This window comes from Butyricimonas sp. Marseille-P3923 (genome assembly GCF_900184685.1).
In the GTDB taxonomy this organism is placed as follows: Bacteria; Bacteroidota; Bacteroidia; order Bacteroidales; family Marinifilaceae; genus Butyricimonas; species Butyricimonas muris.
The window spans coordinates 676,320-703,187 of the sequence record NZ_FXXL01000007.1 but is presented as its reverse complement, the minus strand read 5'-3'; the positions used below and the strand labels follow the sequence as shown (position 1 = coordinate 703,187).

Annotated in this window: 20 protein-coding genes; 7 read left to right on the top strand and 13 right to left on the bottom strand. The window is 43.7% G+C overall.

The window, feature by feature from the left end:
• Window positions 1-4 precede the first annotated feature (4 nt).
• From CS948_RS14495 to guaA, 4 genes are all read right to left on the bottom strand, one after another.
• Window positions 5-1,567, bottom strand: coding sequence for a RagB/SusD family nutrient uptake outer membrane protein (locus tag CS948_RS14495; RefSeq protein ID WP_099292421.1), 1,563 nt, complete (start codon window positions 1,565-1,567; stop codon window positions 5-7).
• A gap of 12 nt (window positions 1,568-1,579) precedes the next feature.
• On the bottom strand, window positions 1,580-5,173 hold the full coding sequence (locus tag CS948_RS14490) for a SusC/RagA family TonB-linked outer membrane protein (RefSeq protein ID WP_255302024.1): 3,594 nt from the start codon (window positions 5,171-5,173) through the stop codon (window positions 1,580-1,582).
• 82 nt (window positions 5,174-5,255) lie between these two features.
• The gene (locus tag CS948_RS14485; RefSeq protein ID WP_099292419.1) at window positions 5,256-6,428 is read right to left on the bottom strand and encodes a FecR family protein; all 1,173 of its coding nucleotides are present in this window, start codon (window positions 6,426-6,428) and stop codon (window positions 5,256-5,258) included.
• Between the two features lie 346 nt (window positions 6,429-6,774).
• A complete protein-coding gene (gene guaA / locus CS948_RS14480; protein WP_099292418.1) occupies window positions 6,775-8,304 on the bottom strand; it encodes a glutamine-hydrolyzing GMP synthase in 1,530 nt (509 codons plus the stop codon).
• Window positions 8,305-8,410: 106 nt separating this feature from the next.
• On the opposite strand from guaA, the gene CS948_RS14475 reads away from it, so the two are divergent.
• Window positions 8,411-9,757, top strand: coding sequence for a sodium-dependent transporter (locus CS948_RS14475; RefSeq protein ID WP_099292417.1), 1,347 nt, complete (start codon window positions 8,411-8,413; stop codon window positions 9,755-9,757).
• Window positions 9,758-9,869: 112 nt separating this feature from the next.
• On the opposite strand, the gene thiE is transcribed toward CS948_RS14475, so the two are convergent.
• The 3 genes from thiE to CS948_RS14460 all read right to left on the bottom strand — a co-directional run bounded on the left by thiE (window position 9,870) and on the right by CS948_RS14460 (window position 12,600).
• A complete protein-coding gene (thiE, locus tag CS948_RS14470; RefSeq protein ID WP_099292416.1) occupies window positions 9,870-10,484 on the bottom strand; it encodes a thiamine phosphate synthase in 615 nt (204 codons plus the stop codon).
• A gap of 1 nt (window position 10,485) precedes the next feature.
• Window positions 10,486-11,280 (bottom strand): hydroxyethylthiazole kinase, encoded by a 795-nt coding sequence (gene thiM, locus CS948_RS14465; RefSeq protein WP_099292415.1) that lies wholly within the window; start codon window positions 11,278-11,280, stop codon window positions 10,486-10,488.
• 135 nt (window positions 11,281-11,415) lie between these two features.
• The gene (locus tag CS948_RS14460; protein WP_099292414.1) at window positions 11,416-12,600 is read right to left on the bottom strand and encodes a carboxypeptidase-like regulatory domain-containing protein; all 1,185 of its coding nucleotides are present in this window, start codon (window positions 12,598-12,600) and stop codon (window positions 11,416-11,418) included.
• 191 nt (window positions 12,601-12,791) lie between these two features.
• On the opposite strand from CS948_RS14460, the gene CS948_RS14455 reads away from it, so the two are divergent.
• From CS948_RS14455 to CS948_RS14445, 3 genes are all read left to right on the top strand, one after another.
• Window positions 12,792-13,442 (top strand): hypothetical protein, encoded by a 651-nt coding sequence (locus tag CS948_RS14455; RefSeq protein ID WP_099292413.1) that lies wholly within the window; start codon window positions 12,792-12,794, stop codon window positions 13,440-13,442.
• 5 nt (window positions 13,443-13,447) lie between these two features.
• Entirely contained in the window at window positions 13,448-13,810 is a 363-nt protein-coding gene (locus CS948_RS14450) for a hypothetical protein (protein WP_099292412.1), read from the top strand.
• A gap of 251 nt (window positions 13,811-14,061) precedes the next feature.
• Window positions 14,062-14,502 carry a peptidylprolyl isomerase gene (locus tag CS948_RS14445; protein WP_218014312.1) on the top strand — a complete coding sequence of 147 codons (441 nt, stop codon included), beginning with the start codon at window positions 14,062-14,064 and terminating at the stop codon, window positions 14,500-14,502.
• A 61-nt stretch (window positions 14,503-14,563) separates the two neighbouring features.
• Here CS948_RS14445 and CS948_RS14440 read toward each other — a convergent pair whose 3' ends face one another.
• The 3 genes from CS948_RS14440 to CS948_RS14430 form a co-directional block, all read right to left on the bottom strand.
• On the bottom strand, window positions 14,564-17,044 hold the full coding sequence (locus CS948_RS14440; RefSeq protein ID WP_099292411.1) for a copper-translocating P-type ATPase: 2,481 nt from the start codon (window positions 17,042-17,044) through the stop codon (window positions 14,564-14,566).
• A gap of 74 nt (window positions 17,045-17,118) precedes the next feature.
• The gene (locus CS948_RS14435) at window positions 17,119-17,694 is read right to left on the bottom strand and encodes an AraC family transcriptional regulator (RefSeq protein WP_176555067.1); all 576 of its coding nucleotides are present in this window, start codon (window positions 17,692-17,694) and stop codon (window positions 17,119-17,121) included.
• A 159-nt stretch (window positions 17,695-17,853) separates the two neighbouring features.
• Window positions 17,854-18,762, bottom strand: coding sequence for a bifunctional enoyl-CoA hydratase/phosphate acetyltransferase (locus CS948_RS14430; RefSeq protein ID WP_099292410.1), 909 nt, complete (start codon window positions 18,760-18,762; stop codon window positions 17,854-17,856).
• A 292-nt stretch (window positions 18,763-19,054) separates the two neighbouring features.
• Between CS948_RS14430 and CS948_RS14425 the strand changes: the two genes are divergently transcribed.
• Window positions 19,055-20,170 carry an MFS transporter gene (locus tag CS948_RS14425; RefSeq protein ID WP_227214975.1) on the top strand — a complete coding sequence of 372 codons (1,116 nt, stop codon included), beginning with the start codon at window positions 19,055-19,057 and terminating at the stop codon, window positions 20,168-20,170.
• A 54-nt stretch (window positions 20,171-20,224) separates the two neighbouring features.
• Here the strand turns inward: CS948_RS14425 and CS948_RS14420 are convergent, their stop codons facing one another.
• On the bottom strand, window positions 20,225-20,797 hold the full coding sequence (locus tag CS948_RS14420; protein WP_099292408.1) for an adenylate kinase: 573 nt from the start codon (window positions 20,795-20,797) through the stop codon (window positions 20,225-20,227).
• Window positions 20,798-20,968: 171 nt separating this feature from the next.
• Between CS948_RS14420 and CS948_RS14415 the strand changes: the two genes are divergently transcribed.
• Both CS948_RS14415 and CS948_RS14410 read left to right on the top strand, forming a co-directional pair.
• Entirely contained in the window at window positions 20,969-23,326 is a 2,358-nt protein-coding gene (locus tag CS948_RS14415) for a penicillin-binding protein 1A (protein WP_099292407.1), read from the top strand.
• A gap of 6 nt (window positions 23,327-23,332) precedes the next feature.
• Entirely contained in the window at window positions 23,333-23,599 is a 267-nt protein-coding gene (locus tag CS948_RS14410) for a hypothetical protein (RefSeq protein ID WP_141560959.1), read from the top strand.
• Window positions 23,600-23,733: 134 nt separating this feature from the next.
• Here the strand turns inward: CS948_RS14410 and CS948_RS14405 are convergent, their stop codons facing one another.
• Together CS948_RS14405 and CS948_RS14400 are read right to left on the bottom strand one after the other, a co-directional pair.
• Window positions 23,734-24,867 carry a cation:proton antiporter gene (locus CS948_RS14405; RefSeq protein WP_099292405.1) on the bottom strand — a complete coding sequence of 378 codons (1,134 nt, stop codon included), beginning with the start codon at window positions 24,865-24,867 and terminating at the stop codon, window positions 23,734-23,736.
• Between the two features lie 101 nt (window positions 24,868-24,968).
• Window positions 24,969-26,867, bottom strand: coding sequence for a hypothetical protein (locus CS948_RS14400; protein WP_099292404.1), 1,899 nt, complete (start codon window positions 26,865-26,867; stop codon window positions 24,969-24,971).
• Window position 26,868 lies beyond the last annotated feature (1 nt).

Genomic DNA, 26,868 nt, shown 5'->3' with positions numbered 1-26,868 from the left:
CATTTTATTTTTCATCACCGGCTCCACCAGCAGACCTATAGATTAAATGAGAATATCCCCTTTGCTCCCTTGGATTATCCTGCATACCGGTATCAAATTCCAACACGGACTTTGGAATAGCAAACGTGTATGCCAAATCGTTTTCTTGCAGAGAATAAACTTCCCCATGTTTAAACTCACGTCTATTATCCCAATCATAAACAGAAAACATATGTTCTATGACCTTTTTAAAAGGAGCTTTACGGCATACGGCATATCGGCGTAAATCAAACCAACGGTGCCCCTCGAAACACAACTCCTTTCTTCTTTCCTCTCTCACGGCTTCCGTTATATCTGCTGCAGAATATTCAATATCCCTGTATTCAGCTATCCTATTTCTCCTCAAACGATTCAAGTATTCGGAAGCCGTACCGGGATCATCAGACATGGCACACGCTTCTGCCATATTCAAATACCCCTCCGCTGTTCTTAACAACCAAAAATCAGAAACATTCGAGCGATAAACACCTCTTTTGTATTTTCTTCCCAACCCTATACTATCTATCTCCGAAGCATTAGAAAAATATAAATCACGTCGACAATCAGCCTCCTCGTATAAACGGTACAAATCTTTAGTCACGCAAAAATTTCCCCCTAATCCCGTAATATCATTCTGTAAACTCAAAGAGCCTTGTGAAAATAAAACTTCAACACTATTTTCAGATATTGCGACCGCTTCCGGGTCCGTGAGTGAATTAAAATTATACAAGTCACGTCTTAACTTCAAAAAATCCTCGGCGGCTACTCGTGCATTTTTCCAATCTTGCATATACAAGTACACCCGACTTAACAACAAACGTGCGGCTGCCTCAGAAGCCCGATAAAAAGAACGAGTCTGGGGACTTTGTTGAAAACACTTCACGGATACCTTCAAGTCATCCACGATCTGCGCATAAACCTCAGCGACGGACGCTCTTTCGAATTGCGTGTTTTTATCTTTATCATGTTCCACGTAATGCGTCAACTTCAAGGGAACTCCTAAGGTAGATGCCGCAGTTTCCGGAGCATAGGCATTAGCATACACATTCACCAGTACCAGATAGAATTGGGCACGCAAAAACAAACATTCGCCTTGAAGTGTCAATGCATCCAATTTTTCTTGTGGTAAAGCCTGACTCACGTTTTTCAACTCGTTCAAGATAATATTAGTGGTATTTATGCGACTATATAACTCATCCCACAAGGCATTATCTCCGGATAAATTTTTTTGGTCATAATCTCTTCCCACCTCGTATTGCCAAGTATAGTAACCGTAATAAGTAGTATTCAAATACATGTATTCATTACTCGTGTTAGCCGTGTGCATTATCACAGTATTAACGTCATCATCTAAAATATGTAACCACCATCCGACAGTACCTCGGGCTAAATCCTTCACCTCGCTACTTGGTAAGTATCCGCTTCCTAAAATTACCTCGTTTAAATCGGACACTGTTTTGGGTATAACCAAATCTTGCGAATAATCTTCCAAAAAATCAGAACATCCGGCAAACAGCACCACGATAATACTATATATAAAATATTTCATCTTAATTTCTATTTAAAAAGTTACATTAAATTGAAATGTATACGACGGTCGAACAGACAGATTCGGTTTCGCAAATCCCGATTGCGAGGGATCTTGACCTTTCAATTCTTTCGCCGACAGGGTAAACAAGTTCATCGCGTTCAAACTCACTTGGATTGCCTCAAAAGGAGTGTACGACAAAATATCCTTACCGAACGTGTAGCGCAAAGACATCGAATTACATCTAAGATAATTACCGCTTACAACCCGAAGGTTGGATTTATCGTACATATCCCACGTGCTACGGGCAAATTTCTGAATATGCGTTGCATTATTCAGGCTACTTGAAAAATGAGCATAATAGTGCATGTAATCAGCATCCGCCGGACTCAATATAGCGGGAATATTTGTTTTCATTTCGTCACCGGGAACTTGCCAACGATTTAAAAACTCCTTTCTAACATTAGCTTCCGCACTCACCCCGGATACAATAGGTTCGTAAAGAGCAAATAAACGCACCTTTGAACCTAACCCGTAAGCCATATTCATCGTCAACGTGAAATTCTTATAGGTGAAAGTATTGGCAAAATTTCCACTGAACTTCGGTTCTCGCTGCCCACTCTTTTCCATGATCATCAAAACGGTTTCTTCCAACGATTTATATTTCAAAAGGTGTTGACGATCAGCATAATCATCAAATACCGGAGTTCCATTTTCAGGACTCAATCCTAAAAATTTATACGAATAGAAAGAACCTATCGCCGTACCGTTAATAATTGCTGTTCCATTCAAATAATCGTCTATAGTATAAACCTCAACTGTTTCCGATTCCACCTTATTCATATTTCCGGAATATTGAGTAGAAAACAACCACTGGAAATCTTTTGTTTTTATAGGTTTCACTTGCAAAGCGATCGAATAACCGTCATTTTTTAAATCACCGCTATTCATCGTGTAATTGGAAAGTCCATTAACTGTTGATACTCTTACCGAAGTGAAACAATCTTCTGTCTTTTTAAAATAAAGAGAACCTTCTATATTCACGCGAGATTTAAAAAATGACAAATCCAACCCGAGGTCGAAAGAGTGAGTCTCCTCCCACTTCAGATTCGGGTTCGGGTAACGGGCGATAACCGATACATTTTCATTATACATCGGGTCTATCGTTCCTTGTTTAATCGTCAAGTTCGGACTTTGATCATCCAACATATTACCCTGATAACCGTATGAAGTCCTAAATCTTGCTTCATTTACAAAATTCCAGTTTCTTAAAATATTTTCTTTTAAGTTCCAACTTCCGGAAATTGCCCAAATAGGCAAGAATTTATCATTACTTTGACTACCGAATTTATTAGAAAAATCACAACGCGCATTAGCATACAGCGTGAAATGATTACCGTAACTATAACTTAAAGTCAAATATCCAGATACTTGATGCGAGATTCCATGTTTCAGTGTTCTGTGATTTTCGTTCAACCATTTGGCATAGCGAGTATACAAGGTAAGATCAACCTCATCAATAAATTGCATTCCCCGATCTTTTACATATCCCCGGTTTTCATCACTGATACTCCGTGAAGTCGAGCCATTCATCTCGAACCCTCCAGTGGACATAATCATGTGTTGATCATCACTACCGAACGGTTTACGAAAATCGTATTGTACACGGAATACATAACTTTCGTTTATCGTGTTGGTGGTTTTCAAGATACCACCGTAAGGCAAATAACACTCCCCGTCATCTCCCGGCATAGGAACTTCCTCGTATTCGGCATTTTTCCAACGAGCCGCGTAATGTGACTTTTCCCCCCACCACTGTTCTTGCAAAGTACTACTTCGATTATAATTTCCAGCTATTGTAACATCCAACTCCCTCCACGGTGAATATTTCAAATTCAAGCGAGCACCTAGCGTATTACCATCATAGGAATTTGAACTATTGTCAATCTCATTCAAAATATTATACCTAAACAGACTGGCCCACCTATTCATCCCATTGTAAGCCGATTTCTCGTAATAATACAAAGTACCATCTGGGTTATAGCAAGGCAAGGCTCGTGTTGTATTATAAGCGTAGTCCATTGCGTCAATTTCCGGCATCAAATGATTCTTCTTTTGCACGTTCCCGTCTAAAGAAAAACTAGCTTTTACTTTCTCTGAAAAAGTCATATCCATATTTATTCTCGCCGTGTATCTTTCCGTGTATGTCGTTTTAGATACTCCATCCTCGTAATTATACCCTAGGGAAGCATAGTAACGTACACTCTCAGCCCCCCCCGAAACACTTAAAGTATGATCATGAGAATAAGTATCTTGTGTCAAAATATCGAACCAGTCGGTATTCACTGTTTCATATCTCTTCACTTCATCTAAAAACTCGTCGTAATTCGTTTGTCCCGTGTAAAGACGATATGCGGCACCTTCATACCCCACCATCGGCATATTACTTGGGAACGGATAATGCAATTCCGTCAAATCCTTTCCGAACTGCACACGTTGCTGTGAATTCATCAAATTGATATTACGGTCTGAATAACGGGGACGGCGTGTGTATTTTGACGAATGATTATAAGAAACACGTGCAGGTCCGATTCTTCCCTTCTTTGTTGTTACCACAATCACACCATTCGCCGCACGGGTACCGTAAAGAGCTGTTGCGGAAGCGTCTTTCAACACGTCAATACGCTCAATATCCTGAGGATTAATTCCGGCGATAGCATTCCCGATAATATTAATATAATCAGGATTGTTCAAATCGTCATTACTCACGTCTACCGGATCATCCAAAATAAAACCGTCCAAAACCCACAGGGGTTCCCGGTTACCCAACAACGTGGAGGTTCCTCTTACGCGAATACGCGGAGTTGCCCCAACCTCTCCCGAGTTAGTCATCAACAATAACTCCGGTATTCTCCCTTCCAACGCTTGATCAATACTCGTCATACCCGGCACCAACACGTCTGCCGCGTTCACGGTAGTAATCGCACTTGTCAAATGCTTCTTGTCAATCGTTTGATAACCCGTGATTACCACTTCATCCATCTCGGCGACATCTTCCTCCATCTTAACATTGATGTTCAGTTTCTCTTTCACGGTAATATATTGAGTTTTCATACCGATAAAAGAAAACATCAATATAACCTCCCCGGTTGTCGGGACACCAAGTTTGTAATTACCATTCACATCTGAAACAGTACCGACGGTCAACCCCTTGATTAAAATCGTAACCCCGGGTAAGGGACTTCCGTTCATGTCTGAAACTCTTCCCGCAACCACTTTCGTCTGTTCCGCCTTTGTCTCTTCTCGCCGAATGACAATAGTCTGCCCGTTAATAGCATAAATCAATCCTGTACCCTTCAAACAATCAGAGAGAACTGCATCAATCGTCGCATCCTTGTACGAAACATCCCTCTGCTTAAAAGCGGATAAGTAGGAATCGCTATAAACGAAATCATACGTCGAAATTCGTTTAATCTCGTTGATGACCTCTTTTAAAGTAGCATTTTTCAGACTAAAGGTCATTTTTACCTCCTGACAATAAGCTCGTTGGCTTAATTGAGTCGTGAAAACAAGGAAAAGCAGGAATAAAAACCACCTTTTCCTCACAACATTAAAATTTTTCTTCATAGATTTGTATTTGAATTTAATAATCATTCTGCCCCTGTTCGCATCAGAGGTAGTTTTTAAGTAGCGTTACCAGCGCTACTTTTTATTTTACAATCACGGTATTATCCTCTATTTCAAATTTCACGCATCCTGTTTCTTCCAGCAAATCAAGCACCTCTGCGAATACCTCGTGTTTTTTGATATTCAAAGAGAAGGGTAGCACACGCGACTCTTCCCGTTCGAAAACCACGTTAAAAGCGTACCACCGTCCCAAATCTTTCAGAACCCGTTCCAACGGGCAATTGTCAAAAATCAGACGTCCGTCTTTCCAACCGATATATAAATTGACATTAACCTCTTTCGCATCCAGCCGTCCATCCGATCTATTGAACGTAGCCTGCAAGTCCGGAGTCAGGATAACACTGCGCTCCTCTGATTCCACGCTCACTTTCCCTTGTTTTAAAGTCGTTTTGATACATTCTTCATCACTGTAAGCCCTTACCCCAAATTCTGTACCCATAACTTGAACCCGCAGGGGATCGACATCCACGATAAAGGGTTTGGTCGCATCTTTTTGTACTTCAAAATAAGCCTCTCCTTTCAAACGAACTCTTCTCTCTTGCCCCGTAAAATGCGCCGGATAAGATAATTCCGATTCGGCATTCAGATATACTGTCGAACCATCGGACAAAACCAACACGTATTCGCCTCCCCGGGGAATCCGCAACGTATGATATTCGACTATCGTATCCACGTTTCCCGATGAATAAGTCAACATCTCACTATCGGCAGATAAAGTAACCCTATGATTGGTCAATGCCTCCAAATCCTCCTCGTTCTTTAAATCGAACTTCCTCCCGTCGGACAAAACCAAAATAGCCCTAGACTCCAATTCTTGGATTGCATTCCTTTTGGCTACCACGACCTCTTTTTCCGGAATATATTTCTCGTTACTAAAGTATAGCACTCCACCGACAGACAATAACATAACGGCTATCGCAGCGTATTGCAAAACTCTTCTTAACCCGATTCGACGGCTCCCTATCGTTCTCGTGTAAATTTGTTTCCACTCGGCATCCATCTCCTCTCCCGTCATTTCATGAGCCGTCAGGCTCTCCTCGAAATGTCGACGGGAAATCATCCGTTGAAAAATCTCCTCGTTCTTGGAAGATTCCATACGCCACGCATCCAAATCCTCCATTTCCCGCTTATTTAAGTTGCCTTGCACGTAGCGGGCGATCAATTGAACTATATACTCTCGTGTTTTTTGTGTCATATTCTTTGCTTGTTTCTCCTAAAACGGAACCCTACCCGTTTGGTGTAATATGAAATATGACCTTTTTTCAAAAATATTTTACAATTCGCTTATTTGCAATATTTTACATCATGTTTTTTTTTACAATTTTACCCTATTTCCATGGTTATCTCACAGTAATACTACTTCTACTCTCTTACAAGCTACTCCTATGTCCCTTACACCACCATTCACCAAGGGTGATGCGAGGGATGTAAAAGTTTGCTGTAACAATCGAGAGGTAGTATTACAGTGAAATAACCCTAGGATTACATATAAACATCACTAAACTAAGCATAAAAAAAGCGCCCCGAAAGGCGCTTGTATATTATTCCCACTCGATGGTGGCTGGTGGTTTTGAACTAATGTCATAAACAACCCGGTTGATACCCCGCACGTTATTTATGATTCGGTTGGAAACCTTTGCCAAGAACTCGTAAGGCAAATGACACCAATCGGCAGTCATTCCGTCCGTCGATTCCACGGCACGCAAGGCAACCACGCTCTCGTAAGTACGTTCGTCCCCCATCACCCCGACACTCTTGATCGGTAACAGAATCGTACCCGCTTGCCATACTTTATCATATAATCCCGCTTCCTCAAGCATGGATATGTAGATATGGTCGGCTTCTTGCAACAATGTCACTTTCTCTCTCGTGATCTCACCCAGAATACGAATAGCAAGTCCCGGACCGGGGAAAGGATGGCGTTTCAAAAATTTATCCGCTAAACCGAGGCTTTTACCCACGCGGCGAACTTCATCTTTAAACAATAAACGCAAGGGTTCTACCACTTTAAGTTTCATGTAATCAGGTAATCCTCCCACGTTATGATGAGATTTAATGGTCTGTGACGGACCATTCACCGACGATGATTCAATCACGTCCGGGTAAATTGTACCTTGTCCCAACCATTTGGCATCTTCTACCTTGTGCGACTCCTCGTCAAACACGTCCACGAAAGTGGCTCCAATAATCTTGCGTTTCGTTTCAGGCTCCTCGACTCCCGCCAGACGGGACAGGAAAAGATCACCGGCATTCACACCAATAACGTTCAATCCTAATTCCTTGTAATTTTCAAGCACGGACGAGAACTCGTTTTTCCGCAACAATCCGTTGTCAACAAATATGCAGACAAGATTTTTACCGATAGCCCGGTGTAATAACATGGCTGCCACAGTGGAATCTACTCCCCCCGACAAACCCAATATTACCCGGTCTTCGCCTATTTTTGCTTTCAATTCGGCTACCGTGGTTTCGATAAAAGAATCCGGAGTCCAGTCTTGTTTACAACCGCAGATATCAACCACGAAATTCTTCAGCAACGCGGTTCCTTCCGTACTGTGATACACCTCCGGGTGGAACTGAATACCATACGTTTCCTCACCTTCTATCCGGTACGCTGCATTCTCCACGTCAGTCGTGCTTGCCACTACCGTGTAATGTGACGGCAATACCTCGATCGTATCCCCGTGCGACATCCATACCTGTGAATGTTGGCTGATATGTTTGAAAAGCGGGCAACCGTTATCCACGTAAGACAAATTTGCCCGACCGTACTCTCTTTTGTTGGAGGCTTGTACTTCCCCACCGAAATAATGAGCCAGATATTGAGCCCCGTAACACACTCCCAGCAACGGCAGTTTCCCCTTGATGGAAGACAAATCCGGTCGCGGAGCCTTCTCGTCACGCACGGAGAAAGGACTTCCCGAAAGAATAACTCCCTTCACGGAAGCATCGAGTGCCGGATAATGGTTAAAAGGATAAATCTCGCAATAGACATTCAATTCTCGCACGCGTCTCGCGATCAATTGCGTGTATTGAGAACCGAAATCAAGTATTAAAATCTTCTCTTGCATGTGAATCGCTTATTTTATTTTGACGCGAAGATAGTTTTTTTCTATACAAAATGCTAACTTACACTCCGGAAACTCGTAATATTTGTTAACTCAAAATAATTTAACCATGCACAACACCAGAGATAGTTTTGGTTCCAAATTCGGGGCTATTGCCGCACTAGCCGGTTCGGCAGTCGGATTAGGTAATATATGGAAGTTTCCCTATGAGGCCGGGAATAACGGTGGCGGGGCTTTTTTGCTCGTGTACATATTTTTTACCGTTGCTATCGGACTCCCGGTCATGCTTTCGGAGTTCGCACTCGGTAGATATTCCGGTCGGAATGCTTTCGGGACATTTGATCGGTTGGAACCGAAAACACCTTGGCGTTATTTTGGAATCCTCGTGTTATTGGCCGCCACGATGATCCTTTCTTTTTATGGCACAGTTGCCGGGTGGACGTTGGAATACGTGGTTAAATCCCTCTCTTTCTCGTTCCATTCAAGCGCTGATATTGATTTGAATAACTTGTTCGACGACTTTATTTCCAACCCGTACAAGCCGGTATTCTGGCAAATTATATTCATGGTACTTACCGGATTTATCGTGTTGGCAGGGGTAAAAAAGGGTATCGAAAGATACACGAAACTCATGATGCCCTTACTCTTCATACTAATCGTGATTTTAGGTATCCGGGCATGCACGCTGGACGGTGCCATGGAAGGAATAAAATTCCTGTTTTTACCCAAGTTCTCGGAACTCACCTCTCAAGGGGTACTCTCTGCACTGGGACAAGCGTTTTTCTCCTTGTCAATCGGCATGGGTGTCCTACTGACTTACGCTTCATACATCAAGAAAAGTGAAAATCTAACCTCGATATCGTTACAGGTTATCTGTGCCGATACCCTAATCGCCGTGCTGGCAGGCGTTGCCATATTTCCTGCTGTATTCGCCTTTAATATCGCACCCAATTCCGGCCCGGGACTCGTGTTCCTCACCTTGCCCCAAGTGTTCCAGAGTATGGCATTCGGGCAATTGTGGGCTATTTTATTCTTCGTGCTGCTGACAATGGCTGCATTGACGTCCTCGATATCATTGCTCGAAGTGATTGTCGCTTTTTTCGTGGAAGAGAAACACATCAGCAGGCGTAAGGCAACCATTATTTCAACCGTTATCGTGACTGTTTTCGGCATCTTGTGTACTCTATCGTTCGGTCCTTTAAAAGACATACAGATAGGGAGCCGCTCCATATTCGGGATATTTGATTTTATCAGTTCCAATATCCTGCTCCCCGTCGGCGGCATACTCATATCCATCTACGTGGGGTGGCGATTCGATCGCCGTTTGTTGATTGCCGAGTTGACGAATGACGGGCAATTGAAGTTATGGTTGATAAAACCTCTGGTTTTCGTGCTGAAATACGTGGCGCCCTTGTTTATCTTGGTTATACTTTTGCATTCTTTGGGGGTATTCTAATCCTATAGAATACCGAGGCAAAACGGTTCGTACATCGCCAGTGCGGTACGTCTTCCCTAGTTCTTGGGTAGGATTACGATAGGATTTCAGTAGTAAAAGGTTATATCTTTCTTTAGGGTATAAGACGAATCAATTCTCGTGCGGCTTTTCCCGGATCATCGGCTCCGATAATCGCGGAAATCACAGCCACGCTATCCGCTCCCGCCCGAAAGATTGAGGCTACATTGTCGGGATGAATGCCACCGATAGCCACTAACGGATGACGAGACACGGAACGAATCCATTGCAACCCGTCCAATCCCCACTCGACAATTGTATTTATTTTCGTTGTCGTGGAAAAGACAGGACTTGCCGCGATATAAGTTACATCCCACTCGTTGGCTTCAATTACCTGTTCTCGCGTTTCCACGGATAACCCGATTATTTTTCCTTCCGGCAGTAGCCGTTTCACCTGCGAATAGGGCATATCACTCTGTCCGATATGCACCCCATCGGCATCGGCAGCCAGTGCCACGTCTACCCGATCGTTAATAATCAAAGGTACATGATAAGGTGTCAACAATACTTTCAGCCGAATCGCCCGTTCAATAAAATCCCGGGTAGAGGATTCTTTTTCCCGTAATTGTACCATGGTCACGCCTCCTTTCACGGCAGCTTCAACCGTGCTGTAAAGATCTTTACCATGCAGCAAACCTTCGTCGGTCACTAAATAAAGCGGGGCATTCATATCATTCGGAAATTTGCACGCGTTGTATGAACTGCTCGCGTGTCAGATTATACATCACGTCATACAAATACAATTGCAGGGTTCCGGGACCTTGTGCCATTCCGACCGCGATCTCCCCGCATATACCCATAAAAGAAGTAGCACTCACGGCAGCCATAAACTCATCTTTCGCGACAGCAGCAAATGCACCCAAGATAGCGGAAGCCGTACACCCCAGTCCGGTCACCCTCTCCATCATCGGGGAGCCATTATGCAAATAAATCACTCTCTCGCCTTGCACAACGAGATCCGTTTCCCCACTCACGCAGACAATACACCCTACACGGGAACTCAATTCGCGGGCAGCTTCCAGACTATTCAGAGAAGACTCGGTACTATCCACGCCTTTAGATTTCGTGGATAACCCTGCCATTGTCATGATTTCCGAGGCATTCCCACGTATATACCGGGGAGTACCGGCGTTTAATATATCTTGGAGAACCTTCTTCCTAAAACTCGTGGCTCCCGCACCCACGGGATCGAGTACTACCGGATGCCCGATTTCATTCGCTTTCCGGATAGCTGCTTTCATAGATTCCACGGTAAAACGATCCAATGTCCCGATATTAATCACGGTAGCCCCACATAGCGCAACCATTTCATCAATTTCTTCCGACGCATGTGCCATAATAGGTGAAGCACCTGCCGCCAACAGCGCATTAGCCGTATTATTCATTACCACGGCATTCGTGATATTATGTACCAATGGAGCCTCCGCTCTCATTCGTTCGATATTATTCCAAATTTGTTCTTTCATAAGCTCTGTTTATAAAGTACCTTCATGACGATATAACGAAACAAGTAAATTACAAGAGATTACAATATTTAAGTCCGAACGGACTCAATCTTAAATCATTAAATCTAAAATAAAAAGTCCCTTTTCGGGGGACTTTTATTCTTCTTCTTCCAAATATATCGTGTAACGATCCCAGAAATTCCTGTCTGTCGGAACCTCTTCAAAATATACCCGTCCGGCAATAGGAGTGGTATTGTTCACGCTAACTTTTGTCGTTTGGTATTGCATCTCTCCTTTCACTCGATCGGAACCGTCCAGATAAGTATACACCATACTCACTCCACTCAAAAAGTAATAAGAACTCACTTTCTTGTAATTGGTCGTAATCGTAGCCATTACTTCGTGACGAGGACTGTTACCTGCCAGAATCAAATTTCTTCCCAAAAGATTGAACGCGGAAGAAGTGATGCGCATAACGTTTTTAATAACGGCGTAATTCTTCAATTCCACGTATATCTCTCCGCTGTATTTTGTAACGAAGGTCGTACCGGAATTCGACAAGGAAGGTTTCAGACACTCGTAAGTGACAATTTGCACGGAATCACCCTCGTACAAGAATTTACCTTTACTTTTCAATTTAAAGTCCCTGTAATTCTCCAGATCCAAAATATTACGGGTATTACGAACGATATCCGCCGTGATAATGTCATCAAAGAAGATCAACCCGTCCGTGGCGGAAGTCATTTCCTCGCTGCGGCGCACCTGCGAGAAGTTATAATTCAAAGCCTTGAACGCATCCTCGACATTCGAACGCCTGTAACCTTCGCTGTCATAAATATCCACGATTGCCTCTTTCGACTTTTTCTCCCCGTCATTAATCCGGACGCCATATTCAAAATATCCCTCGTAGTTATAAGGACGCGGAATATAATTCCGACCGATATTATTCACCACGTTCTGTAACAATCTTTTCAAGACCAACGATTCTGCCGTTACATCCACCTCGTGAATCCCGTAGGTCATCGGTTTCAAAAATATCTGCACCTCTCCTTTATCCCTTGCCTCGTACAACTTCATCTCGTCAGAAGCATACCCCACCGCGGAAACTCTCATCATATAAGTAGCCAATCTTTCGGAAACTACCAATTCGAACCGACCGTCCATATCCGTGGCAACACCCGCAACCGTACCTAGAATCCCGATATTGGCAAATTCAATCGGTTGACGCGTAACTTCATCCAACACAACGCCCTTCACTCGTATCTTTCCGTCATTCTGAGCTTGAGCGACAAATAATACTCCAAAAAACAAAACGAGTAACGAGAGGATTTTCTTATTCATAGTATATTCTGTATTAATTTTCCAACGCAAATATATAAATAAATATGTATTTGACACACGAATTCCGTATCACGTCTTGAAGCATTAACATTAAATTAAGATTCTACCGCCCCTATTGTTCTTTGTTATACCCAAATATTTTACTACTTTTGTCACACAACAAGAATAAAGTTCAATTTAAACATTTCAATATGAGAAAAGGATTATTTTATATATCAGGTATTTTAATATTCACGTTACTTTTCTCCTCTTGCGTTTCAAAAAAGAAATACGAGGAATTAGCCAGAGCAAAGAGAAGCGTAGACCGGGAAGTGGCAACACTTGCTAACGACAAGAAGACTCTGGAAACCGAAATGCAAAAACTCAAGGATGATTTTAATGCCGTCCGCTACCAACTGACAGCGAACAACGCGGCCAAAGATAAACAGATTGATGATCTGTACACCCAATTACGGACATTGCAAAGTAAAGAGTCCGCTTTAAAGTCCGAATTGAAAGATGTTTCCGAACAGGTAAAGTCAAAAGTAAAGGATAATGAAGGACAATTGAACGGTTTACAACTCCAGTTGAAAAGAGCGACTGAAGAACGTGACTTACTTCAAAAACAATTGACCGAGTACAAGACCAACGCGGATTGGGATAACCGGAAACTAAAAAATGAAGTAGAAACACTCAAGGCAAATATCAAGTTCAAGGACAGTGAAATTGCCCGATTGGAAAAAGAGATTGCCGGGGTGAAAAAACAATTGGCAGATGCTAAAAGTACATTAGCCAAGAAAACTCAGGAAGTGGAGAAACTGACGAATCAGGTAAATCTGTTGAAGAAAGAACTTTCCAAGTAATTGAAATGATTTATATTATCATCAGCATAGTAGGGCTTCTAGTAATAGTTGCCCTTTTTACATACCTTTTCAAATCAAAACAAAAGCCGGATGACACTCCGGTTGTTGTCCCTCCCGCCGACTGTTGCGGCGCTCACGCTATCTGCGAGAAAGGACTAAAGAGAGTGGATGAAAAAATAGAATACTTTGATGATGAGGAACTGGATCAATACCGGGGTATCCCCTCTGACCGATACAGCGATGAACAAATAGACCAATTCCGTGAAGTATTGTATTCCATTCAGCCGGAAGAACTGTCAGACTGGTTTATCAGCCTCGAAAAACGAGGTCTTGAATTACCCGATGTATTAAAACAAGAACTGTGTTGAATCCGAAAAACGGATTCAACAATTTTACCCGCTTACCATCGCACAAGAGAATCACGAAATCTGCAATCACCTAATCAACGAACTTCTCCATCCTTAACACCAGTAAACCTGCAACTTGCCGAAGGCAAATGCAACCTGTAACTTGCAACTCGCCGCGGGCGACTATATAAAATGCGTTAAATAACATTAGACGCCTTGCTTCCATTCATTTTATGACCTACATTTGCTTATGAAAATTCTAAAGCAAATTCATAATGTATAGAGCAGAAATAGAAACTGAAAAAGGTGTCATGAAAGTCCTTTTTTATGAAAAAGATGCGCCTAACACGGTTGCCAATTTTGTAAAACTAGCCAAAGAAGGTTTTTACGACGGCTTGACCTTTCATCGGGTGATTCCGGATTTCGTGATACAGGGAGGTTGCCCCAAAGGGGACGGAACCGGTGGTCCGGGATACACGATCAAGTGTGAATTAACCGGGGAAAACCAATATCACGACCGCGGAGTTTTATCCATGGCTCACGCGGGGCGGGATACCGGAGGTTCGCAATTCTTTATCTGCCACAACCGTAGAAATACCGCCCATCTGGATAGAAGACATACTTGCTTCGGTCAAGTATACGAAGGTTTGGAAGTGATTGATGCTATCCGCCAAGGGGACAAAATCATAAAAATTGTGATTACTGAAGAGTAGCCTGTGTTCTTAGTTGTTTTTAAATAATTCAGAGAAGGGGAGCGTTGTGAAACGCTCCCTTTCAGATTTCAGACATTTTGTACTCCCCAGCCTTGCTTGTAACAACTTGTTGCAATTCATTCAACGATAGTTCACCTTTCGTAAATTCAACGGTAGCTACCGGCGGCTCCAGAGTTACGACGGCTTTCACTCCGTCAATGCTATTAAGGGCATTTTCTACATGAGTACGACAATGATTGCACATCATCCCCTCCACCTTAAATTTCTTTTCCATACCTTTTTCTTTTACGTGTCCTACTTCATTTATATATTCATTGTTATTATTTCGATTCGCGGTTATACCTATTTTTTTCCGTTTCAAACGCAGACTGTTACTCACGACGCTCACGCTGCTGAATGCCATTGCCGCCCCCCCGATCATCGGGTTAAGCAGGAAACCGTTTATCGGATAGAGAATACCTGCCGCGATGGGGACACCTATCAAGTTATAGATAAACGCCCAAAACAAGTTCTCGCGGATGGTCTTCACGGTCAATCGCGACAAACGGATGGTTTCCGGGATCTTCATCAAATCGGAGGAAAGGATCGTGACCATGGCTGTTTCCATGGCAATATCACTGCCTTTTCCCATGGCAATACTTAAATCCGCTTGTGCCAATGCCGCACTATCATTGATACCGTCCCCGACCATAGCGACTTTCCGACCTTCTTGTTGCAACTGTTTAACGAAAATAGCTTTCTCTTGTGGCAATATACCCGATTTATAATGCTTGATACCGGTCTTCCGTGCTATTTCTTTGGCTGTCGCGGCATTATCTCCTGTCAACATATAGACCGTCAACCCCATCTTATGTAATTGGGAAATAGCTTGTAATGATGTATCTTTTATCTTGTCTGTTATCCCCATCACGGCAAGGGCCTCGGTTGAATTGCCGAACCAAATGACTGTTTGAGCATCTTTAAGCCAGCTTTCCGCTTTTTGTTCCAACTCTTTATCGACAGACACACCGTTATCCCGGAGTAATTCGGGAGTCCCGACATAATAAGTTTCATCATTCCATTGCCCTTTTATTCCTCTGCCCGGAATACTTTCAAATCCCGTGACCGGAACAGATACTTCACCCCCCAGTTCATTGACTATCGCTTCCGCTAGCGGGTGTTCTGACAATCGTTCCAGACTATACAGTACCTCGCGAGAGTCTTCCGCTCCCTCCTTCCATTGAGCGTTCACTACGACAGGATGCCCTTCCGTGATCGTTCCCGTTTTATCCAGCACGATCGTGTCTACTTTCCGGGCGACCTCCAAACTCGTGGCATCCTTTATCAAAATACCATGCTCCGCCCCCTTGCCTATTCCCACGATAAGTGCCGTCGGGGTAGCTAATCCCAAGGCGCACGGACAAGCAATAATCAGTATGGTAACCATAGCCAGTAAGCCGTGAGTAAAACCGCCCGCCGGGGCAAATATCCACCATGCGGCGAATGACAGTACAGCGATACCGATAATGACGGGAACAAAAATACCCGCTATCTTATCGACCATTTTCTGCACGGGTGCTTTACTCCCCTGTGCATCCTGCACCATACGGATAATTTGTGCCAACATAGTATCGGAACCCGTCTTGTCCGTGGTGAAATGAAAAGCACCTTTCTGGTTAATCGTTCCGGCATACACCTTCTCTCCCGACCGCTTGCGTACAGGAACAGGCTCACCGCTAAGCATACTTTCATCTACGAATGACTCTCCGCTAAGGACAGTCCCGTCCACGGCTATACGTTCACCGGGTTTTACCGCAATGGTATCACCCACGCGTGCTTCCTCAATCGGTACTGTTTTTTCTCCCGATTCCGTGACAATGGTTATTGTCTTCGGTTGTAAACCCATCAACTTCTTAATGGCCGTCGACGTATTCTGTTTCGCTCGCTCTTCCAGTAAACGCCCCAATAATATAAAAGCAATGATAACACTCGCCGCCTCGAAATAAAGGTGAGGTGTTACCCCTCTCGACAGCCAGAAATCGGGAAACAACAGATTAAAGACACTAAACAAATAGGCAATCCCCGTGCTGATGGCAACCAGAGTATCCATATTTGAAGTTCCATGACGCAATTGCTTCCACGCGTTGATATAGAACCTGCGTCCCAAACCTAAAACGGCAACCGTAGAAAGTATCCACAAGACATATTTCATGTAAGGATAATCAATAAAGAACATACTGATTAACATGATAGGAACGGACAAGACCACGGCACTCCACGTTTGGATTTTCAACTGCCGATACTTTTTCTCGCGTGCTTGCCCGACCTCTTCGTCGGTAGATTGATTTTCAGATACCAACAAATCGTATCCCGCGTTTTGTACCGCGTTTTTCAAAGATGAAACGGAACATTCATCGGGATTGTAAACCACTTGCGCACTAGCTGTCGCATAGTTTATATTCGCTTCATACACTCCGGGCTGTGCGTTCAAGACTTTATCCACCCGAGCCGCACAAGATGCACAACTCATCCCTACTACCGGAAATATTTTTTTAGTTTTCATACGCTTTACCTTTTTTCTTTATACAAAGGTAAACCATATCATCCCCCGGATTGTTACAAAATTATGGATATAATTTACACTTTATCCAAAGGTTCCCGTCCATGTTCCTTCAAACGTTTAAATTCGCTCGGTGACATTCCGGTCACGTTGCGGAATTGAGTGCTCAAGTGTGCCACGCTCGAATATTGAAGTTTATCGGCAATCTCACTGATCGAGAGTTCATCATAAAACAGTAATTCTTTGATCCGTTCCACCTTTTGAGCGATATAATATTTCTCTATGCTGATTCCGTTCATTTCGGTGAACAGCTTACTTAGAAAACTGTAGTCATAATGGCATTTCTCTTTCAAATACTCCGACAACTTCAACTTGGAGAGATTACCTTCATAATGCACCAACTGAATAATAGAAGTCCGTATCTGCTCGATGATACGTTGCCGTTTATCGTCTATCAATTCAAATCCATACTCTTCAAGCGCCTTCCTAATCACTTCCCGATCATCCGATGTCAATTCCTCTTTCACGACAGCCGTGCCCAAATCCACTTGTAGCGGGGTAAACTGCAAATCTTTAAGAATCTGTTTTATAACCAAAATACAACGGTTACAAACCATATTCTTGATAAAAATCACGTGTTTTTGTTCTTCCATGATATAAGTTTATAAAGTTCATAAGGTTTATAAAGTTACGGGAGTCCTTTGGACAATGTTTATCGGCAGTATTGCTGCCGTGAGCAAAGTGCCTGCGGGGTCAATATACTTTATAAACTTTATGAACTTTACAAACCTTATGAACTCTTTAGTTTTAAATTATTTAGCGAAAAGAGCAGCCAACGCTATTGAATTTAACTTGGCATCCACGCTGTCACCTCTGGAAGACAATACACTCGGAGCGGTAGCTCCAACAAGAATAGCGCCTTGACGAGCGTTTGCCAGCTTGGTATTGGTCTTGTAGAATACATTACCGGCCTCGATATTCGGGAATACCAGACAGTCGGCATCACCGGCAACCGGAGAATTAATCTTCTTGATCTCGGCAGCCTCTTTGTCAATAGCCACATCCAATGCCAACGGACCGTCGATATCAATATTGCCCAATTGACCTCTTTCTCCCATTTTAGCCAGAATTGCAGCATCAGTAGTAGATTCCACTTTAGGTAATACTTGTTCCGTAGCGGAGATCATAGCTACTTTCGGACGTTGCACACCAAGAGCATTAGCAATTTGAGAAACGTATTTCACGATAGCCATCTTCTGTGAAAAATCGGGAGCGGGAATAATTGCAGCATCACCGAATACCAACAATTTGTGATAATTCGGACATTCCATTACTACCACGTGTGACAACGTTGCTTTCGGGGGTAATAAACCACAATCTTTATTCAAAATCGCACGCATATATTTGTCCGTGCTGACCAATCCTTTCATGATAAAATCAGCCTCTTTCTCACGTACCATTTGTACTGCTTTAGCAGCAGCTTTCGTATCAACAGGCTCATGCACAATCTTGAAACGAGAAATATCGAAACCGTGTTCCGCGCATACCTTCTTGATTTCATTCTCGTCGCCGCACAATGTAGCTTCCACGATACCTAATTCAACCGCCTTATTTACAGCCTCGATAGAATGGCTGTCATTCGCGTACGCCACAACCAGACGTTTCTTTTTTGAGTTAGCTTTTAATGCCTCGTAAATGTCATCGATTTTTTGTATTGCCATGACAAACTTATTTTTACTAATTAGTGATTTATGTTTTTAATTTGGAAGCAAAAATAACGCTTTTTGAATAAAACAGAAACAAAAACCAGCTTTTTGATATTAATTTCTAAATTTACCAGTCGCTTGATGCTAACGTTTCCGGTCAATATCATTAAATTTCATTTTAATTCTCCATTTTCAAGTTTCAATTCGTTACTTTTGCCTCTTGAAATAAAAAATGAATAGCGTGTCGTTTAGAAAAAATATCATCGCCCTTTACCTGATCAAGGTTTCCAAATGGTTTACCTTGGTGATGCCTATCATTGTCTTGTTTTACAAGGAATGCGGGCTTGATTTGGCTGATATTTTCATTTTGAAAAGCGTCTATTCCATTGCCATGGTATCCTTGGAGATCCCCACGGGATACCTTGCCGATGTCTGGGGAAGAAGGAATTGCTTGATTGCCGGATGTATCCTTTGCTTCTTCGGGTTTACCAACTACTCCCTTGCGGACACGTTTGTCGCGTTCTTCATATCGGAAATCCTGCTCGGTTTCGGTCAGAGTCTGGTATCGGGCGCCGATTCGGCACTGCTTTACGACACGATGATTCATTACCGTAAAGAAGAAAGTTACTTGAAATACGAGGGACGTGTAACCATGATCGGTAATTTCTCGGAAGCCTTTGCCGGTATTTTCAGCGGGTTGTTGGCGACCTATTCCCTACGTCTTCCTTTCTACGTGCAAAGCGGGATTGCCTTTATCGGTATTCCGGCAGCCTTTATGCTCACGGAACACGCGGCAAAGACAAGAATAGAAAACTCGTTTGCCAATATCGTGAAAATCATCAAATATTCCCTCTTCACCAACAAAGAACTATGTTATAATATCATGTTTTCCGGTGTCATCGGGGCTGCCACGCTGACCATGGCGTGGTTTGTCCAACCCCTGCTGATAGAACTGGATACTCCGACCTCTTGGTTCGGCATCATCTGGACGATATTGAACCTGACCGTGGGTATATCGGCACTCTACTCCGACCGACTGGACCAAAAACTGGGAAGCAACAGGATGTACGCATTTATCCTGTTCTTTATCATAGGGGGATACGTGGCGGTATCGTTCAACATATCTTACACGGGATTGGTATTCCTCTTCTTTTTCTATATCGTGAGAGGATTTGCCACCCCCATTCTAAAAGGATATATCAACCAGATCACGTTCTCCGAAATGCGGGCAACGGTTCTTTCTATCCGGAATTTCGTTATCCGTTTAATGTTTGCAGCCATGGCTCCGCTCGTGGGATGGCTACATGATCTATATTCCCTTTCCGTGGCATTGCAAGCCACGGCTGTCATTATTTTTATTCCCGGACTATTATTCCTTATCTTACAGTGGCATTATAAGCCGCAAGAACCCGGGATACAATAAAAAAGCGATTGAAACATAGAGTTTCAATCGCTTTTTTATTATACTTTACTTGCTTTACTTTACCCCTTCCAAAATACCCGCAATGGATTGGAAAACCTCTTCTACCGTGGCAAAGCCATTTACTGTATGATGCTTTTTCTGGTTCTTGTAGTGGTCGGCAACCGGCAAAGTCTTCGCCTTGTATTCCCGAAAACGATTCTCGATAACCTCTTCATTATCATCGGAACGTCCCTCTATCTTCGCACGCTCTAACATACGGCGCATTAACTCATCGTGAGGAACATCAATACTAATTAAAGCACTCAACGGATGTCCCGTTTTTGCAAGCATTTCGTCAAGAATCTCGGCTTGTCTGACAGTTCTTGGGAAACCGTCGAACAAAAATCCGTTTACATCCTTATGATGTTCTATACTATTCACGATTAACGCTACCACGAACTCGTCGGATAATAACTCGCCTTTATTAATTATTCCGGCGGCCATTTTACCGAAATCCGAACCTTCGGCAATTTCTTTACGAATCATGTCCCCCGTGGACAGATGAGCCAAATTGTACTTCTCGACAATCTTCTTTGCCTGAGTTCCTTTTCCGGCTCCCGGAGGGCCAAACAATGCGATATTCAGCATGACAATATACTTTTGTTTCTTTTTACGTAGTTAATTTGTTATTTATTTCGTTTTTGTAAACTGTGCCACAAAGGTATATTTAAATCCCTATGAAAAAAGGAAATATCGAAATAATTTTTCATCCGTAAAATAAAAATATATTTCTACTTTTACACCGCAAATAAACACGTGATGGAGAAAAGAAAAAAAGTACAGAAAAGGAAACCCAAGAAACAGAAAAAGAGCTTCTTAAAGCGAGTCGTCAAAACCTTGCTTTTAACCGCTTTACTATGTGTTTTTCTGGTCGGTCTGTTCGTGTGTTGTGTTTATTACGGCATGTGGGGTAAAATCCCGGATTATCAGGATTTAAGGGAGATACGGAATTTCGAGGCTTCCTCCCTGTACAGTTCGGACGGCGAACTGCTTGGGAAATATTACGTGGAGAACCGCACGAATGTCCCGTTCGGCGAAATTTCCCGCAATGCAGTTAATGCCCTGATTGCAACCGAAGATGTCCGCTTTTATGAACACAAGGGATTTGACAAAATCAGCATGCTCCGCGTTCTCTTCAAGACACTGTTACTCGGTGACAGGAGTTCCGGTGGCGGTAGCACGATCAGCCAACAGTTGGCAAAGAACCTTTTCCCCCGCGAATACCGGAGCAGTCTGATGCTTCCGGTCATCAAAATCAAAGAAATCATCACCGCCCACCGGTTGGAAAAACTGTACTCGAAAGACGAGATACTCACTTTATATTTGAACACCGTATCCTTCGGGGAAGGAACATTCGGCATCGAGAGTGCCGCGCAAAAATACTTCTCCACGACGGCAACACAACTCACAATTCCGGAAGCCGCCACGTTGATAGGTTTATTAAAAGGCCCCTCCTACTACAATCCCCGCATACATCCCGACCGTATGTTACAGCGGCGCAACACGGTGATTGCCCAAATGGAGAAATACGATTACCTCACGGAAGCCGAGGCCGAGCAACTGAAAAAGGAGAAGCTGGAACTCCGTTACAAACCCTTGAATCATTATTCGGGATTAGCCCCCTACCTGCGTGAACAAATCAGGCAGGATGCCATGAAGCTGATTGCCAAATACAACGAGGCAAACAGCACGAATTACGATTTATACAAGGACGGTCTGATTCTCACCTCGACACTCGATGCCGAGATGCAGCGTTACGCGGAAGACGCCATGCACACCCACATGAAATCTTTGCAAAACTCTTTCTACACGCATTGGGACAAACAAGACCCGTGGTATAAAGAACCCGATATCCTCGATAAAGCCATCCGGGAAAGCACGGCTTACAAATCACTGAAACAACAGGGATTGGGCGAAAAAGCCATTCTTGCCGCTCTAAATGAGAAGAAATGCATGACTATTTACAGCGCCTATCAAGGAGAGGTGGAAATGCAGATGTCCCCGATCGACTCCATTAAGCACTACTTGAAAATACTTCACCCCGGCATGATCGCCATAGAGCCGCATACCGGAAAAGTAAAAGTATGGATTGGCGGATTGGACTTCAAGTATTTCCAGTACGATCAAGTACTGGCGCCACGTCAAGTGGGTTCAGTCTTTAAACCTGTCGTTTACAGTGCCGCCGTTGAGCATGGAGCCCGAGTGGATGCCTATTACAAGGATGAACAAAAAAGCTACCCAGAATATGACAACTGGACTCCCCGGAACTCGAACAACCGATACGGGGGATTCTACACGCTGAAAGGGGCATTAAGTCAATCTATCAACACGATAGCCGTGGAAGTACTTCTCCAGACGGGAATAGATACCACGATAGCACATGCCCGCCGTCTGGGAATACAAAGCGACCTGCCCGCTGTTCCTTCCATAGCCTTGGGTGCGGCGAACATTCCGTTAAAAGAAATGGTTCTCCCCTATTTATGTTATGCAAACAACGGAGTTCTCACGGAACCTTACTATTTGGTTTCGATCAAAGACCGGGAAGGACGGATTATATACGAGGCGGAACCTCCCCGCAAAGAACGGGTTTTACCCTCCGAAGAAGCTCACTTGATGTCATCCATGCTCACGGCTGTCATTCAAGAAGGAACCGGCAAGCGCCTTATCAATAATTACGGGTTGAATATGGCTATCGCCGGAAAGACCGGAACCACCCAGAATCAAGCCGACGGCTGGTTTATCGGTTACACCCCCCGCATCGTCGTGGGGATACGCGTCGGGGCTAACAACTCCCGCATCCATTTTAAATCTACCTCTTTGGGACAAGGTGCGAACATGGCACTCCCCATCTTCGGTTTGTTCATGCAGGATTGTTTGAAGAGCAGCACGTACAGCTATTGGGAGAATCTCTCGTTCCCCGTACCGCCTATGAGTACTCAAAAAGAACTGGAAGTCCCCACCTTTAAAGAAAATATAAATATACTGGATAGATTGACTAACCGGAAGCTTGAAAAAGTGAAACACCACGAAGAAGTCGCCCCCGAAACGGAGCAACCGAAAAAGAAAGGTTTCTTCAAGAAAATCGGCGACCTGTTCAAGAAAAAAGATAAAAAATAAATGCAAATGAAAAATATAGACAAAACCTCTCTAATCATATCGCTCGTCGCTCTTGTTGCGGCATTCAGTATCATTTCCATCATCGCGTCCCCAACCGAAGTACGCTTCTCGTGGCAAGGAATAAACCCGTGGAACACAGTAAGAGCGGTACCGTTGATGTTCAAACGGTTTATAGACATCGACAACCGAATCATCTACACGATATCCGTGTTACTTATCGCCTACTTGTGGTGGAGAATGTACGCCTTAATCAAGAAAATAAAGAACAACTGATTGATTTATGATTTCTTGATTTACGATTGACACTCTAACCTAATTGATAACAAATAAGTTATTAATTGATTTCCGTTCAAATCATTAAATTCCTAAATCTTCAATCAAGAAATCTAAAATCATAAATCCAAAAACTATTCTTTAACCCCATACACGCTCTGCGAGATACGTTTCACGGCAACCACGAAGAATCCGGTCAACACGAGATTCAGCACCAGACTAAGGATAGAGATAATCAATGCCGGACCGCCCAACTGGTAACCCATGGCAATCACGATAATCCCCGCTCCCACTTCACCGCGGGTAAACATACCGATTGACAGAGCCAACCGTTCCTGTATCTTCCGGTCACGATAGAAAAACAGCGGGAACATCTTTCCCAGATTAGAAAGCACCGTCACTACAATCACGTGAAAGATAAGCACCCCCCACCCGGGCATACTGTCGCCTCCGGTTTCCAGACCGATAAAAATCGGCGTACTCAATCCCACGAGGAACATAAACAAGTAGGAAATAAAGCTGGACGCCCTCTCTTCCTCGCGCGAATGCTTGTGAACCGTCTTCATCACCATCCCCAGCACGAAAGCGGGCAACAACACCTCGATATGAATTGCCCCGTCCTGTCCCATGAGCGATTTCGTGATCAGGTACACGCTCTCGAACGCTGCCACGATACACACGGAATAAAGCAAAATAGCCCTCCACGACTGTGGCAGATTCAGCGAACTCAAACGCTTCCATCCGAAGATCAGAAGCACGCAAACGACCAGTATAATCACGAACAACTGCCACTTGAAACCAATCATTAATATCTGCAAAGGAATCATCAAAAGAATCGTATCCAAATCGTCAAATATGGCAAGTACCTGTGTCTTCTTGTAAATCCACTCCCGTTTCAGTCCGGCGGCAGCCAGCATCGTGAACAATATCCCTGCTGACGTCGGGGCGGCAAACCGGCTGATCAGCAAGTTATTCTGCCACGAAAGCCCCGTGTCCAAAAAGAAAATATAATAGAAAGCGATCAGTAACCAAGGTACGGCGGCAGTCGCCATGGCGATAAAATAATCGGTGGTATAAGATCTCCATTTCGTCTTATCCAACTCGAACTCCCGTCCGACGTTTATCATGATAAACGCGAGGCAGATAAACATCAGCCATTTACATACACTATAAAAACTCCCGTACATTTCTCCCATGGCGGACGGGAGTATTTGAGAAAAAAATAAGCCGCAAAGTAAAAAAATAGAAAACAAAAAAACCTTCTTCATCCTCTCCAAATTAATTTATCGCAAAGATACAACTTCTCGGGGAATTTCGGAAGCCTATTTAAAACGAATCTAGTTAAAAAGTGTATCGAAATACCGTTGATCTACTCGTATTTAATCGCGTCCGGTTTATAGACTCGGTAATCATAAAACCCTGTTTTCCGTCGGCTCGAGGCATCCACCTCGATCAAGTGGGCGTCAGGCGGAACCTTCGGGTAAAAAGCAAAACGTATGCTTAAATTCTTTAGAATCAAATTATCATTACGCAAATTCAGACTGAACCCTATCCCCCAGTACGACTGACTTTTAAATATCGATTTATCCTCTCTGGCAAGTACCCCCCAATCCACGAAAGTAGTCACGGATGCCCGGAATCCCCGCTTGATATACGGCAGGAAAAGTGTTGTCGACACGGAACCGGAAAGACGTTGTTTACCCCGTATCGTATCGGTATCGAAACCCCGTATATTCGCATCTTCGAAATAGATATAATCGTCGGGATTCCGCTTGAATCCCAGCACGTAATCCATGTTACTGTAAAAACGTAACCGATACCGGGACAACTCGTACAGCGGGCTGATAAACTGCGCACCGGCCTTAAACACGCCGCTTTCCGCCGTGTAGCCGTTCCAGAAAGAACCCAATGCCGCGTACCACGAGTAAAAGTTATCCTTGTATTTGTCAAACCACGAGTAATGCCATTCCGTGCCGAGATAACCGTACTCCGTGAAATCACTTTTCTCGTAACCGAAAAGCAACGTGCCGGACAAACCGGAAGGGATATCCTCCGTGCGCCCGAAATCATAGATCAAATTCGCTTTAAAATACTTTATTTTCGTGAATGTCAAAGCCCCCATGATCCGGTTGCGGTCGTAATAAAAATGATTCGAATCACTCGTCACCAGCGGACGATCCACGAAGTTGGTACCCGTGTAACGTCCCGTCAGGTAAAATATCCGGTTATAGCTGAATTTCTCGTTCAAGTAAAAAGATGTCCCTCCCCAAAAATCCCATAACTGATAATTAAACGACTCTATCGGCTTCGCAATATCCCTGTCCACCAACGTTTTGGACGAATACACCCGGCTAAAAGCGGCTCCCCCCGCCCATTTCGTCTTGTATGTCAGGAATCGTTTATCCATTTGCACGCGCAAGACTTCTTGATTAAAGGTATTCTCGTACATCCCGTAGAAATCCATGTGCGTTCCCACGACATTCGCCGCCTTGTACTCGATCAGATTTCCCCACTTCTGGTCTTTACGCCCACGGTAACTGGCCTCGTAATGTACCATATGCCCCAACTTGAACAAGTTCTTGGTTTCGATACCCATGTCCACGGAATTCAAGAAATTACTCCACACTTCTCCCGTCCACGAGAACTCGTCCTTGCACACCACCACCAGATCGACCATCGTCGTATCGCCCACCACTCGCTCGATCCCTATCAAGGCATCGTCGACATTGGACATTTCCTTCAGCAATTGCTCGTTCTGAACCAACTCGAAGGGATCGATATACATCCCCGGTTTCACCGTCATTTGCTTTTTAATCACCCGCTCGGCGGACTTCTGATGAATGGAATTGGCGAGGGCAAGAATCCACTGCAAGCTATCCTGCCCGTAATTAATCGTGTCATTGACACTCGTCCCGAAAGGAGGCAACACCTTGACACGAATCTCCCGGATCATTTTTCCCCGGTACGGCTTATAACGGTCTTCACTATTCTCCGTTTCAACAATATCGATATTATATTTCCGGGGATTAACGAATATCATCTTGTAAAGCTCCTTCGTCCATTTACGACGGTAAGCCACCTTTTTAATCTTGGAATACTCGTACCGGAGTGTGTCTTGAATCAGACTGTCGGGCAGGAAGATTTTACTGTTTTGTTTCACCGTGTCCCGCGATAGCGACAAGCATGCGTTTCCTGATAAAGGTCTCGCTCCGGCGCGACTTTCCACGAGTAAAACCCATGCTAGAACCAATATCAATAAACGAATCATT

Coding starts and splice junctions, on each gene's coding strand:
- CS948_RS14405 (WP_099292405.1), bottom strand. CDS start 24,867: ATGAAGAAGGTTTTTTTGTTTTCTATTTTTTTACTTTGCGGCTTATTT.
- CS948_RS14400 (WP_099292404.1), bottom strand. CDS start 26,867: ATGATTCGTTTATTGATATTGGTTCTAGCATGGGTTTTACTCGTGGAA.
- guaA (WP_099292418.1), bottom strand. CDS start 8,304: ATGCAAGAGAAGATTTTAATACTTGATTTCGGTTCTCAATACACGCAA.
- CS948_RS14460 (WP_099292414.1), bottom strand. CDS start 12,600: ATGAATAAGAAAATCCTCTCGTTACTCGTTTTGTTTTTTGGAGTATTA.
- CS948_RS14485 (WP_099292419.1), bottom strand. CDS start 6,428: ATGACACAAAAAACACGAGAGTATATAGTTCAATTGATCGCCCGCTAC.
- CS948_RS14490 (WP_255302024.1), bottom strand. CDS start 5,173: ATGAAGAAAAATTTTAATGTTGTGAGGAAAAGGTGGTTTTTATTCCTG.
- CS948_RS14450 (WP_099292412.1), top strand. CDS start 13,448: ATGATTTATATTATCATCAGCATAGTAGGGCTTCTAGTAATAGTTGCC.
- CS948_RS14440 (WP_099292411.1), bottom strand. CDS start 17,044: ATGAAAACTAAAAAAATATTTCCGGTAGTAGGGATGAGTTGTGCATCT.
- CS948_RS14430 (WP_099292410.1), bottom strand. CDS start 18,762: ATGGCAATACAAAAAATCGATGACATTTACGAGGCATTAAAAGCTAAC.
- CS948_RS14435 (WP_176555067.1), bottom strand. CDS start 17,694: ATGGAAGAACAAAAACACGTGATTTTTATCAAGAATATGGTTTGTAAC.
- CS948_RS14410 (WP_141560959.1), top strand. CDS start 23,333: ATGAAAAATATAGACAAAACCTCTCTAATCATATCGCTCGTCGCTCTT.
- CS948_RS14420 (WP_099292408.1), bottom strand. CDS start 20,797: ATGCTGAATATCGCATTGTTTGGCCCTCCGGGAGCCGGAAAAGGAACT.
- CS948_RS14455 (WP_099292413.1), top strand. CDS start 12,792: ATGAGAAAAGGATTATTTTATATATCAGGTATTTTAATATTCACGTTA.
- thiM (WP_099292415.1), bottom strand. CDS start 11,280: ATGAAAGAACAAATTTGGAATAATATCGAACGAATGAGAGCGGAGGCT.
- CS948_RS14425 (WP_227214975.1), top strand. CDS start 19,055: ATGCCTATCATTGTCTTGTTTTACAAGGAATGCGGGCTTGATTTGGCT.
- CS948_RS14495 (WP_099292421.1), bottom strand. CDS start 1,567: ATGAAATATTTTATATATAGTATTATCGTGGTGCTGTTTGCCGGATGT.
- CS948_RS14415 (WP_099292407.1), top strand. CDS start 20,969: ATGGAGAAAAGAAAAAAAGTACAGAAAAGGAAACCCAAGAAACAGAAA.
- CS948_RS14475 (WP_099292417.1), top strand. CDS start 8,411: ATGCACAACACCAGAGATAGTTTTGGTTCCAAATTCGGGGCTATTGCC.
- thiE (WP_099292416.1), bottom strand. CDS start 10,484: ATGAATGCCCCGCTTTATTTAGTGACCGACGAAGGTTTGCTGCATGGT.